Raw genomic sequence first — 12,973 nt, forward strand, 5'->3', positions numbered from 1 at the left:
TATACTTTAAGTATTATCAATAAATCTCTTCTCCGAAAAGCGTTGCAGGCGTACAGCCCGTAATGCGGACCTTCACGTAGTCGCCGACGCGGTGTTCGCCGCGGTCGAACACGACGACCTTGTTCTGCGAAGTGCGGCCCGACAACTGGTTCTTGTCGCGCTTCGATTCGCCCTCGACCAGCACCTCGAACTCCCGGCCCACGTCGCGCAGGTTGCTCGCATGTCCCAGTTCGTTTTGCAGGGCGATGATCTCCGACAGGCGGCGCGACTTCACTTCCTCGGGAACATCGTCCCCCAGGTGTTTCTCGGCAAACGTCCCGGGACGCTCGGAGTACTTGAACATGTATGCAAATTCGTACCCGACCTCGCGCATCAGCGAAAGGGTCTGCTCGTGCTCTTCCTCCGTTTCACCCGAGAATCCGGCGATCAGGTCGGTAGTAATCGTACAGTCGGGCAGGTAGCGGCGGATGGCAGCGATGCGGTCGAGATACCACTCACGCGAATACTTGCGGTTCATACGGTCGAGCATCGACGTGGCGCCCGACTGGGCCGGCAGGTGGATCGAACGGCAGATATTGGGCATCGAAGCCATGACCTCCAGCAGGCGGTCGCTCATGTCCTTGGGATGCGAAGTGGCGAAACGCACGCGCAACAGCGGCGAAATCGACGCCACGCGGCGCATCAGTTCCGGGAAATCGACATCGCCCGTACGGTAGGAATTGACGTTCTGACCCAACAGCGTCACCTCGCGGTAACCGTTCTCGAACAGATTCCGGGCTTCGGCAACGATAGTCGCAGCGTCGCGGCTCCGCTCACGGCCCCGGGTATAAGGAACCACGCAGTAGGAGCAGAAATTGTTGCATCCGCGCATGATCGCCACGAAAGCGCTCACGCCGTTGCGGTCGAGGCGCACAGGGGCGATTTCGGCATAGGTCTCCTCGGTCGAAAGCAGGACGTTGATCCCCTTGCCGCCCGCTTCGGCGTCACGCACCAGGCGCGGCAGGTCGCGGTAGGCATCCGGCCCGGCCACGACATCGACGCCGTGGGGTCCCTCGACCAGTTTTTCGCGCAGACGCTCGGCCATGCAGCCGATGATGCCCACGACGAGGCCCGGATTTGCACGCCGGTAGCGCTTCATGTCGGCCAGGCGTCCCCAGATACGCTGCTCGGCATTGTCGCGGATCGAGCAGGTGTTGATCAGGATGACATCGGCCTCGCCGATCTGCTCCGTATAGACGTAGCCCTCCCGCTGCATGATGGAGACGACCGTCTCGGTGTCGCTGACGTTCATCTGGCAGCCGTAGGTCTCGATAAAAAGTTTGCGCCCCGCACCTTGGAGCGGCCTTAATGTATTGCTGTTAAAACCCATTTATTCCGCGTGTATCTCGTTTTTCTCGGGGAACTGCTTGAACCCTTCCCCGAATGTTTCGTAGGCGTCGGTCACCACGACGAAGGCCTTGGGGTCGATCTCCTTGATCTTGTGCTGCACGAGGCGCACCTCCTTGCGGCTTACCACCAAAAAAATCATGTCGCGCAGCGAATCGGTGTACATGCCCTTCGATTTGATATAAGTGGCGCTGCGGTCCAGGTCGTCGATGATGAACCGCTTGAGCTCCTCGTGGTGGTCGCTGATGATGAACAGCAGCTTGTCATACGACGCACCGTCGAGCAGGTAAGCGATCACCCGCGAGGAGATGTAGATCGTGATGAGCGAATAAAGCGTCAGCATCCAGCCGTTGGCGGCCGCTTCGCCCGTGCCAATTCCGAAGCCTATCACCGCGAGCCCCGACATCACGACGAAACCGTCGGCCAACAGGATGCCCGTCGAAAATTTGATCCCGGCGAATTTCTGCAACAGCATGCCCACGATGTCGGTCCCTCCCGTGGTCGCCTGCTGCCGCACGACGATGCCCTGCCCGACGCCGATCACCACGGCGCCGATGACACACGTCAGCAGCAGGTCGTTCGAAAGGTCCAGCCGCCCGCCCAGCAACAGCGAAGGGTCCAGCGACTGAACCGCCTCGGCATCGGGGTAAACCAGCCGCGTGAGTATGTTCATGAAACCCGGCGTAAAGAGCGCCGCCAGCACCGTGCGCGTGCCGAATCCGCCGCCGAAGACCAGCATGGCAGTCAGCATCAGCGGGATGTCGAACATGTAGCCGAACGTTCCGACCTGTATCGAAGGAAAGATGTTGTGCAGCACGATACCCATGCCATAAACCCCGCCCGGCACGAACTTGTAAGGATTGACGAAAAGCACGAATCCCGCGCCCATGATCGAGCAGCCGAGGAAAATCAGGAACCACGAGCGCCACCACGCCCACGAGCCCATCGGTTCGAGCAAAGCCTTTGTGTTCATACGTTAAAATCTATTAGGGTGCAGGGATAACGCAGGCCATGCACAGCGGCATTTCAGGGCCGTGCCGAGGCGTCGCTTATCCGAGCCGGGGTTAATTCCTCGCAAAGATACTAAATTCTCCGGAAATGCAGGACACGCGGGCTGTTTTTTCGGGAGCGGTTTTCACATCCGGATTTTTTGATTATATTTGCATTAACAAGTTAACGTGCAAAAGTGATGATTCTGACGATTTATACGGCTACCACCATGATTATCATCGCCTATCTGCTGGGCTCGATTCCGAGCGCCGTGTGGATCGGCAAGAAATATTACGGCATCGACATCCGCGAACACGGCTCGAAAAACGCCGGCACGACCAACATGCTCCGCGTGCTGGGCCGCCGGGCCGCCCTGCCGGTCTTCGCGCTCGATTTCCTGAAGGGTTTCGTGGCGGTAACGATCATCGAACTGATGCAGTACGACGACCTGATCGGCATGAACGACCTCATAAACCTCAAGATCGGCGCCGTATTCGCCGCCGTGCTGGGACATATCTTCCCGATCTTTGCCGGATTCCGCGGCGGCAAGGGCGTCGCAACGCTCGTCGGCGCAGTGACGGGGATCTATCCACCCGTGGCGTTGCTGTGCTTCGGCGTATGGCTGGTGATGCTGATGGTTTCACACTACGTATCGCTTGCCTCGATAATCGCCGGCTGCTGTTTCCCGGTCTTTACGCTTATCTCCCCGAAAGTCAACGGGTCGGTTCCCTTCGTCGTCTTCTCGTTCGTGATCGCCATCCTGCTGATTTACACCCATCGCAAGAATATCGAACGCCTGCGAACGGGGACCGAATCCAAAACCTTCATCTGGAAGCCGCGGCGCATAAAGATAGACGACGAAAAGCCGAAAAAAACAGAAAACGAGAACCGTCCCAAGTAGTATTCCACCACCCTTTTGGTAGAAATAATCCGCAAAAAAGGATAAATTTCGCGGCCGACATACGGCAAACTAAATTTTTGCGTTATCTTTGCGCCGCAATAAGGACCTAAAGCAAGTCTTATGTTACAGGAAAACCTGCTGAAAATATACGAAAAAAGTTTTCGCGAAAACCGTGAAATGTCGGCGTTGACCGACTATTTCAAGGACGAGACGTTTTCGTATTATGAAATGGCCAAGGAGATTGCAAAACTCCACCTGCTCTACAAGAAAGCCGGTATCAAGCAAGGCGACAAGATCGCGCTGATCGGTCGCAACAATCCCCGCTGGTGCATTACCTATATAGGAACCATCACGTACGGCGCAGTGATCGTACCGATCCTCCAGGATTTCACCCCGACGGACATCATCCACATCGTCAACCATTCGGAGAGCCGCCTGCTGTTTCTGGGCGACAACTTCTGGGACGTGATCGAGGAGGACCAGATCAAGCAGATCGAGGCGGTCTTCTCGCTGACGGATTTCCACGTGATATACGAGCGCGACGGCAAGTCGCTCACCAAGTTTCAGCGCGACATCGTCAAGAACTACCGTGCAAAATATCCGCGCGGCTTCAGCATAAACGACATCAAGTACCCCGAAATCCCCAACGACAAAGTCATCCTGCTGAACTACACTTCGGGGACGACCGGCTATTCGAAGGGCGTGATGCTCACGGTAAACAACCTCACGGGCAACGTGGTGTTCGCAATGACGATGGTCAACACCCAGACCGGGCAGCACTATTTCCAGAAAGGCGGACGCACGCTGTCGTTCCTGCCGCTGGCGCATGCCTACGGCTGCGCTTTCGACTTCCTGGCGCCGCTGGCCGTCGGAGGGCACATCACCCTGCTGGGTAAGATTCCGGCAGCGAAGATCCTGCTCGAAGCGATGGCTGTCGTGAAGCCCACGATCATCTGCTGCGTACCGATGATTCTCGAAAAGGTCTACCGCAAGCAGGTGCTCCCGATGCTGGAGAAGGGCCCGATGTCGATCGCCATGAAGATTCCGCTGCTCAACTCGGCCATCTACTCGGTGATCCGCAAAAAACTGATGGACGCCTTCGGCGGCAACGTCGGCATTTTCATCGTCGGCGGCGCACCGATGAACCAGGAGACCGAATCGTTCCTGATGAAGATTCGCTTCCCGATCACGATCGGCTACGGCATGACCGAATGCGCTCCGCTGATCAGTTTTACGCCCGACAACGAGTTCAAAGCCGGCTCGTGCGGCCGTTACCTGAAGGGGCTGCTCGAAGTGAAGATCGATTCGTCCGACCCGCAACAGGTGGCCGGCGAAATTTTCGTCCGCGGCGAGCATGTCATGCGGGGCTATTACAAGAACGACAAAGACACCAAAAGGGTTCTCGACGAGGACGGATGGCTCCACACGGGCGACATGGCCACGATGGACCCCGACGGTACGCTCTACATCCGCGGACGTTCGAAGACCATGATCCTTTCGGGCAACGGACAGAATATCTATCCGGAAGAGATCGAGGACAAACTCAACAACATGTACATGGTACTCGAATCGCTGGTGCTTGACGCCGGGAACGGCAAGATCAAGGCGCTGGTGGTTCCCGACTACGAACAGGCCGAGGCAGAAGGCCTCGACAAAGCCGAACTGCCGCAGATCATGCAGAACAACCTGCAGGAACTGAATGCGCAGTTGGCCTCCTACGAACGGGTCTCGGACATCACGATCTACCCCACCGAATTCGAAAAGACCCCGAAACGAAGCATCAAGCGTTATTTATACGAACCGTCGCTCTTAAACAAATAAGGCACAGGCAGGTAACCAATTGGATTCTCTATCCCAAAATTCTTCATAGTCACTGAATCCATTCTAACACAATGAGGCGTCACTAATTAGTACGGTTACCTGCTTTCTTCACACCCCGGCTCTTGGAGAGCCGGGGTGTTGCGTTCGATAGAATGCGTCACGGCAAAGCCCGAACAAGTTTGGCTTTGCCCGTAACTTTCACTATATTTACAGAACATAGGAGGCGTCACGGCAAAGCCCAAACAAGTTTGGCTTTGCCCGCAACTTTCACTATATTTGGGGCATGAAAATCCAGAAAAAACAAGCCATAGGCGAAAACCTGCTCTACCTGATGGTCTGGGCGGCCATCATCCTGGTCCCCGTCCTCAACTCGCAGATGATGTCCGAGATGCATGTCAACCTGGAGAACGTGCTGATCGCCTGGCGGCAAATAGCCCCCTATCTGATCATTTTCATCATCCACAATGCGATCATCGCCCCGCGCTACATGCTCAGGCGTAAATACGGGAAATACCTGCTGAGCAACCTGGCGCTGATCATCAGCGTATTCTGGCTGGTGCAGATCTACGAAGACCACCTTTCGGACCATCTGCTCACGCAGGCCGACCCTGAAGCCCTCGACGCTTACCGCAAGGCGTCGTTCTCCAACCTGGAGATGTACTGGAGTGTGGTGCTGGGGTTCTTCATGACCGGAGCCAATACGGGAATCAAACTGATATACCAGTCGATGCGCGACGAGCAGCAGATGGAGACGCTCAAGCGGCAGAACCTGCAGGCCGAAATGGATTACCTGAAATACCAGATCAACCCGCACTTCTTCATGAACACGCTCAACAACATCCACGCACTGATCGACATCGACTCCGAGTCGGCCAAAAGCGCCGTGATCGAGCTTTCGAAGATGATGCGCTACGTACTCTACGAATCGGGCCGCGAAATCATCTCGTTGAACCGCGACATACAGTTTGTGAAAAACTACATCGAACTGATGCGCATCCGCTACACCGAGGACATGGACATTCGCGTGGAGTATCCCCACGACCTGCCCGAGCAATTGTCGATCCCGCCGCTGCTGCTGATCGTCTTCGTCGAAAACGCTTTCAAACACGGCGTCAGCTACAACCATCCGTCGTTCATCCGCCTCACGATCGAATACGCCGACGGGCGGGTAACCAGCACGCTCACCAACAGCCGCCACGCTGCACAGAGCGTCAAACACCCCGCAGGTATCGGGCTGGAAAACGTCCGCAAACGCCTCGAACTGATCTACGGCGAGAAAAACTATTCGCTCGAAATCCGTGAGGAAGAAAAAACCTATACCGTAAAACTCGTAATCCCGACGCTCCATGCTTAAATGTATCGCTATCGATGATGAGCCGCTGGCTCTGCGTCAACTTGCAAACTACATCTCGAAGATTCCCTACCTGGAACTCGTCGCGAAATACAACAACGCCCTGGAAGCGCAGCAGATGCTTGCAACAGAGAAGGTGGACCTGATTTTCGTAGACATCAACATGCCCGACCTGAACGGCGTGGATTTCGTCCGCACGCTGATCGACCGGCCGATGATCATTTTCACCACGGCCTACTCGGAATACGCCGTCGAAGGGTTCAAGCTCGATGCGGTGGACTACCTGCTCAAGCCGTTCAGTTTCGCCGACTTCAATCGTTCGGCAGCCAAGGCCAACTCGCTCTACGAACTCCGCCACAACCAGCGTCCGCCGCAGGAAGGAGAATCCGAAGCGCTGCCCAAGGACAAGGAATATATCTCGGTAAAAGCCGATTACAAGGTCTCGCTGGTGAAAATCAGCGACATCGTCTATCTCGAAAGCGAAGGCGAATACGTACGCATGCACCTCGCCGACGGAACGACCATCACGACGCTGTTTCGGCTCAAGAACATGGAAACGGCGCTTCCGTCGGAGTTGTTCATGCGCGTACACCGTTCGTACATCGTCAACCTGCGCATGATCAGGGCCTACGTCAAAGGGCGCATCTTCCTGAACGACATGGAGTACGTGCCGATCGGAGAGAATTACAAAGAGACCTTTCAGGGATATATCGACAAGAACTTCAAAAACCTGTAAAGGACTGCCCGGGCCGCATCCGGAAGCTATTCGCCGGAGAAGTCGGGAAAACCGGTCAACTGGGCATATTCCCCGTCACGGTATTCGCAGCAATAATGCCTCAGACCGTTGGTCAGGATGATGTAACGCGCCCCGAGCACCGAGTTGTAACGCACAGCCTGCGCAAGTGTCTGGCTGTTGATCGGGATGCCCGGAGCCTTGCACTCGGCCAGGAGCACCGGTTCGGCCCGGTCGCCCACCACCACGACATCGGCCCGCTGGGGCTGGCCGTTGAGCGCCACGGCATACTCCTGGACAATACGTTTGGGCAGCACGCCGCAATGCTCCGCCAGGTAAGCGATCAAGTGCTGCCGGACCCACTCCTCAGGAGTCAGCACGAGGTAAATTCCCCGCAGCGAATCCCAGACTTCCACGCTGTCGCCTCGGCGGCGAGCACGCAGCCGGATGGCAGGAAAATTGAGTTTGGGAAGCCCGGACATCGTAGTATCGAAAAATTTCTGTATCTTTACGGAGGACAAATATACGAACTTATGCGGACTATCCTTTCGACCATAGCGCTTTTTTCCCTTTGCGGGCTTTGCGCACAGGAGTACACGCCGTCCTACGGGCGCGAACTGCCGCGCGGCGAAATCCTCGTTTATCCCTCGGCCGAAGCGGCCACGGCAGCCGACGGAGGCGACACCCGCTACTTCACGCGGCTGACGGAGTGGAACCTGAAGGACAACATTTTCTCGACGCAGTTCACCGTACCGTTCGCATGGGCCAACCGGCAGGTATTGTTCCACCTGGGCTGGGCATCGGGCGACTACGAGGTGCGTATAAACGGACGCCCGGTAGCTTACAATGCCGACGGGAACGATCCGTCGGAGTTCAACATCACCAAACAGGCTAAAGAGGGCCGCAATACGCTCGAAGTCATTCTCACACAACCGTCGGCCGTAGCGCCGCTCGAAAGTTGGAAAGAAGCTCCTTCGCCCGCCATCGGCGGAGCCTGGCTGATGAGCCAGCCGACCCTGCGCATACGAGACGTACTGACCAAGACCAAGATCGCCGAAGACGGCAACGCCACGGCCGAGATTGCGGTCGTCGTGAAAAGCGACGCCCTCAATGCGCGCAGTTCCCGCATTCATTACCAGTTGCTCACCCCCACGGGCGAAAACGCCGCAGCCGGTCATAAAGACGTTACCCTCGATATGCGCCGCGAGGACACGCTGCGGTTCCTGGCCCGCATCCCATCGAACCTGTTATGGAATGCCGAACTGCCGACCCAGTACACGCTGCGGCTCAGAACCCAGCATGAAGGCCGCTACGCCGAATACCTGGAACTCCGGCTCGGGTTCCGTTCGGTGGAGATGCAGGAGAGCCAAATGTTCCTGAATGCGCGTCCCGTAACGCTGCGCGCACGCGAAGTTCCGCCCTCGATCACCGAGAATGAAATTGCAGCATTGCGCGAACAGGGCTTCAACGCGCTCAAGTTACTGCCGGGTCCCGTGCCCGAATCGTTGCTGAATTTCTGCGACATACAGGGGCTCTACGTAATCGCGCAAGCGCCTGTCGACACCCGCCGCAGCGGGGAGTCGCGCCGCAAGGGCGGCAACCCGTCCAACGATCCCATCTGGAAGCCGGCTTACCTCGAACGCGCGGAGAACAGCTACCATACGACCAAACGCCATCCGTCGGTAGTCGCCTTCTCGCTGGCTACACAGTCGGCGAACGGCATTAACCTCTATGAAAGTTATTTGAATATGAAGCGTTTCGGCGACTCCCGGCCCTTCATATATCCGGATTCCGGCGGCGAGTGGAACAGCGACAAACTGGCGCTGGAATAACCCCCAAGGCCGAAAAGAGATAATTTTTTCAAAAATTTTGCAGCATTTTTTTGGAGATATAAAAATTATAGCTACCTTTGCAACCGCAATCACAAAGATTGATGCCTCTTTAGCTCAGTTGGTAGAGCACGACACTCTTAATGTTGGGGTCCAGGGTTCGAGCCCCTGAGGGGGTACAAAGCAAAAGACGGTAATGTAACAGTTTAGGGGACAATCCTATAATAAACTGGAAATCATTACCAATGATTCAAAAATCTCTCTTAATAAAGACGACTTTAGAGTCGTCTTTATTATTTTTGCACCCCGAAAACTGAGTTAAATGATTTTTTGTCCGGACTTACCGGGCTTCATGTTACAGATTAGGAGCTAATGACTTGCAAATTTTGCGGACACGAGTGTAAAAAAGACGGGCATCAAGCCAACGGCACTCAAAGGTACGAATGTAAACACTGTCATAGGAAACAACAGGAAGAATATACGTACAATGCTTATTCACCCGAATTGGACGAGAAAATAGTTCTTTACACCAAAGAAGGTACAGGCATCCGAAGTACAGCACGGATTTTACAGATTTCTGCCACCACCCTTCTCAAACGCATAATACACATTGGAAAGCGAATTTCACATCCCCCTATTGTGAAGCACCGCATCTATGAAGTAGACGAGATAAAGAGTTTTATCAAGCGGAAACAAAATCACATATGGATCGCCTATGCATTGGACCGTAAATCCAAAGAGGTTGTGAGTTTCAATATCGGAGCAAGAACCAACTCCACTTTAAGCGTTGTAACCGAAACCCTCCATATAGCCGAAGCGAAACGCATATACACGGATCGGTTACGCAACTACAAATCTTTAATTGACCACTCCATTCATCGCACATCGCTCTACGGAACTAATCACATCGAGCGGCATAATCTGACATTGCGCACGCATCTCAAGCGCCTTTCACGCAAAACAATCTGCTTTAGTCGAAGTATGGCAGTATTGACAGCAATACTTAAAATTTACTTTTGGGGATAATATTTAATATAACAACGGCTATTTTCCTATATTTTTTGTATATTTAGTAACTTTTAAGTTTAATTCCAAAGATCACTGTTATGGAAAAAGTTGACGCGTACATTATGAATATCAATAATGTAATTTGTGCTAATATAAAAACATTCCATAATAGTGATCGGGGATTTTTGTCCCAGAATATATTATCTCAGCTTCGAAACTTTGTTGAACACATAGCTTTAAAAGCGTTTAGTAATGGGCATGACATTGATATAACCTATGATAATATAAAACGAGCAAATCAATTTGTACATACGAGAGGAGATTTAAATTTTCTCTCTAAATTTCATAAACTTTTACAAATTACGGCGTCGCATTACACGCTCGCTCCAGAGAATTCCGAACGGTTAATGCTCAAATATTATGAGTATTTATTAAAAATAAAATCCTATTTGGGATCAATCCACAGCTTGAAGGTTCTCGAGAATATCGAGGAATTTCCGCTTAATACAGATACAGTTCTGAAAGAGTATTATGAAAAAATAGCCGCTCAACTGCAACAACCTCCCTACCTAAGAACCACAGATCCTTATAAGGATAGATATTATATACAGAAAACCAGACCATTCTTTGTCAATGGGCAAATATACTATGAAGTTACCTTTACGCTAGCTAGTGACAGGACAAGTAAGTTTGACCGGCTCATTGCATTTACTAAATGTGATATATTGACTAATTATGCTGTAAAACTTCAAATAAGCAATAGCAATATACGGATTCTTGGTAAAAAGATGCCTATCCAGATTATTGATGAATGGGAAGTCTCAATCAGACCTTGTGAATTAAATAATTTTGCTGATATTTTCGGACCTCATCCCAAATTGGGCGGAACTAATGAAATATCAGAAATAATGAAATTTCTAAGACAAACAGGATTAAACCTGATTGAATTCATAGATTCCTCCATTGATTATTATCAATCAGTAAAAGTTCAAATCGCTCATACTGCTAAAAGTCTACATTTCCTGCAAATACTGGATCGATGTCGTGAATTATCGGAATCTAAACAATCAGGATATAACATTATAAGATATCTACTTTACAAATTGAACAACAAAATTATAAAACAACAATATAATGCCGAATGCTGCAACTTATTGTCTGGATTACATCTTCAATACGGCTGCACCCCTTTTGATACGATTCCGTTTAACACATCTCTGATCAACCATAATCCAAAACTCTCCGACCTATTTCAATGTATTGACAACACCGATCGGGAGCATGAATTATTTGCTCGATTCATACGGAATAATATCGAAATAAAAGGACAGTTATATACGACAGAAAAAGATGTAGTTTATTTTGAACATATAGATGAACTAATACAAAAATATAACGATAGCTTATATCTTCCTAAACATGAACATCGACTAGTTCAGAAATACCTCGGAAATATTTATATAAGAGGATATGAAGAAGATACGATCAACATAATTCGGCACATCAAAGAACTTTCCACTAAAGGAATTGATAACTATACAAATTCAGTTGATGCATGGTTACGTTCATCAACTTATTTGATCGATTGTGATGAGAAAAAAAAGGCTTTAAAAATAATGTTCACGAGTTCCAAAGTTGCCCTAATATACGGATCGGCCGGAACGGGAAAATCTACCATGATTAATCATATATCAAATTTTTTCAACGATAAGAAGAAAATCTATTTAGCGAATACAAACCCGGCAGTCGACAATCTAAAAAGAAAAGTCAATGCCGCAAATTGTACTTATAAAACCATCACCAAATTTCTTAGCTACGGAAATCGCGATACAACGTGTGACTTATTATTTATTGATGAATGTAGCACGGTCAGCAATAAAGACATGCTTGATGTATTAAATGCTGCAACATTCAAATTATTGATTTTAGTTGGCGATATTTTCCAGATCGAATCGATTCTCTTTGGAAATTGGTTTGGTGTCGCAAAGGCAGTTGTACCCCAATCGGCAATTTCAGTTTTAGAGCAACCATATCGAAGTAAGAATCAAAATTTATTGGCTCTTTGGAGTAAAATCAGGAATATCGAAGCGGATATTTTAGAGCATATTACTAGAAATGACTATTCTACTACATTGAATGAATCCATTTTCGAACAATCGGAGGAGGATGAAATTATCCTATGCTTAAACTATGATGGTTTATATGGAATAAACAATATCAATCGTTTTTTGCAGAGTTGTAATAATCATACCCCCATACAATGGGGTGTACAAATCTATAAAGTCGGAGATCCTATTCTATTCAATGAGAGTAATCGATTTGCACCAATAATTTACAATAACCTGAAAGGCCGAATAGTACGGATTGAAAAATCCGAAGACGTGATACAATTTGACATCGAAATAATTGATGTCTCCATAAACGAATTGGATGCTGATGATTTCGACTTCGAACTAGTCGGAATAAGCGATACTGGAAATTCCATTATCAGATTCAATGTGAATCGGCTTAAAAGTACAGATGATGACGATGAATCTTCAGATACCGTCGTCCCATTCCAAATAGCTTACGCAGTTTCAATCCATAAAGCACAAGGATTGGAGTATAATTCAGTTAAGGTTGTAATTACGAATGAAATCGAAGAATTGATTACACATAACATATTATATACAGCCATAACCCGAGCCAAAGAAAAATTAAAAATATATTGGACACCTGAAACAGAAAAGAAGGTATTAGAAGAACTTACATGCAAATCAAATAGTAAAGATATATCATTATTAAAATCAAAATATAATCTATAACTATTTTTTTTTAAATTTTACTAAGGATACGAATACTTACACAAAACAACAAATGTCCGAGAATATATGTACTCCACCAGGATGCAAAGACACATACTCAATAGGTTTCATGCGGTTTTATCTACAAAGGAATCCACAATCCTCATCAGA

10 protein-coding genes and 1 tRNA gene are annotated in these 12,973 nt (G+C 50.1%); 8 read left to right on the forward strand and 3 right to left on the reverse strand.

The window, feature by feature from the left end:
• Nucleotides 1-16 precede the first annotated feature (16 nt).
• Both miaB and I2E69_RS00955 read right to left on the reverse strand, forming a co-directional pair.
• Nucleotides 17-1,369 (reverse strand): tRNA (N6-isopentenyl adenosine(37)-C2)-methylthiotransferase MiaB, encoded by a 1,353-nt coding sequence (miaB, locus tag I2E69_RS00950; RefSeq protein ID WP_195458278.1) that lies wholly within the window; start codon nt 1,367-1,369, stop codon nt 17-19.
• Nucleotides 1,370-2,359, reverse strand: a complete 990-nt coding sequence (locus I2E69_RS00955) for a YitT family protein (RefSeq protein ID WP_195458279.1) — start codon at nt 2,357-2,359, stop codon at nt 1,370-1,372. It abuts the gene before it with no gap.
• A gap of 216 nt (nt 2,360-2,575) precedes the next feature.
• Between I2E69_RS00955 and plsY the strand changes: the two genes are divergently transcribed.
• From plsY to I2E69_RS00975, 4 genes are all read left to right on the forward strand, one after another.
• Nucleotides 2,576-3,277: a glycerol-3-phosphate 1-O-acyltransferase PlsY gene (gene plsY, locus I2E69_RS00960; protein WP_195458280.1), complete on the forward strand. Its 702-nt coding sequence runs from the start codon at nt 2,576-2,578 to the stop codon at nt 3,275-3,277.
• A 120-nt stretch (nt 3,278-3,397) separates the two neighbouring features.
• Nucleotides 3,398-5,098 (forward strand): AMP-binding protein, encoded by a 1,701-nt coding sequence (locus I2E69_RS00965; RefSeq protein ID WP_195458281.1) that lies wholly within the window; start codon nt 3,398-3,400, stop codon nt 5,096-5,098.
• A 283-nt stretch (nt 5,099-5,381) separates the two neighbouring features.
• Entirely contained in the window at nt 5,382-6,452 is a 1,071-nt protein-coding gene (locus tag I2E69_RS00970) for a sensor histidine kinase (RefSeq protein WP_195458282.1), read from the forward strand.
• A complete protein-coding gene (locus tag I2E69_RS00975; protein WP_195458283.1) occupies nt 6,445-7,185 on the forward strand; it encodes a LytR/AlgR family response regulator transcription factor in 741 nt (246 codons plus the stop codon). The genes I2E69_RS00970 and I2E69_RS00975 overlap by 8 nt, the downstream gene beginning before the upstream one ends.
• A gap of 26 nt (nt 7,186-7,211) precedes the next feature.
• Here the strand turns inward: I2E69_RS00975 and I2E69_RS00980 are convergent, their stop codons facing one another.
• A complete protein-coding gene (locus I2E69_RS00980; protein WP_195458284.1) occupies nt 7,212-7,664 on the reverse strand; it encodes a type I restriction enzyme HsdR N-terminal domain-containing protein in 453 nt (150 codons plus the stop codon).
• A gap of 51 nt (nt 7,665-7,715) precedes the next feature.
• On the opposite strand from I2E69_RS00980, the gene I2E69_RS00985 reads away from it, so the two are divergent.
• The 4 genes from I2E69_RS00985 (at nt 7,716) to I2E69_RS01000 (ending at nt 12,823) form a co-directional block, all read left to right on the forward strand.
• On the forward strand, nt 7,716-9,014 hold the full coding sequence (locus I2E69_RS00985; RefSeq protein ID WP_195458285.1) for a glycoside hydrolase family 2 TIM barrel-domain containing protein: 1,299 nt from the start codon (nt 7,716-7,718) through the stop codon (nt 9,012-9,014).
• 103 nt (nt 9,015-9,117) lie between these two features.
• A tRNA-Lys gene (locus tag I2E69_RS00990) sits at nt 9,118-9,190 on the forward strand.
• A gap of 193 nt (nt 9,191-9,383) precedes the next feature.
• The gene (locus I2E69_RS00995; protein ID WP_195458286.1) at nt 9,384-10,037 is read left to right on the forward strand and encodes an IS1 family transposase; all 654 of its coding nucleotides are present in this window, start codon (nt 9,384-9,386) and stop codon (nt 10,035-10,037) included.
• Between the two features lie 104 nt (nt 10,038-10,141).
• The gene (locus I2E69_RS01000) at nt 10,142-12,823 is read left to right on the forward strand and encodes an ATP-dependent RecD-like DNA helicase (protein WP_229095313.1); all 2,682 of its coding nucleotides are present in this window, start codon (nt 10,142-10,144) and stop codon (nt 12,821-12,823) included.
• Nucleotides 12,824-12,973 lie beyond the last annotated feature (150 nt).

This window comes from Alistipes sp. D31t1_170403_E11 (assembly GCF_015553985.1).
In the GTDB taxonomy this organism is placed as follows: Bacteria; Bacteroidota; Bacteroidia; order Bacteroidales; family Rikenellaceae; genus Alistipes; species Alistipes montrealensis.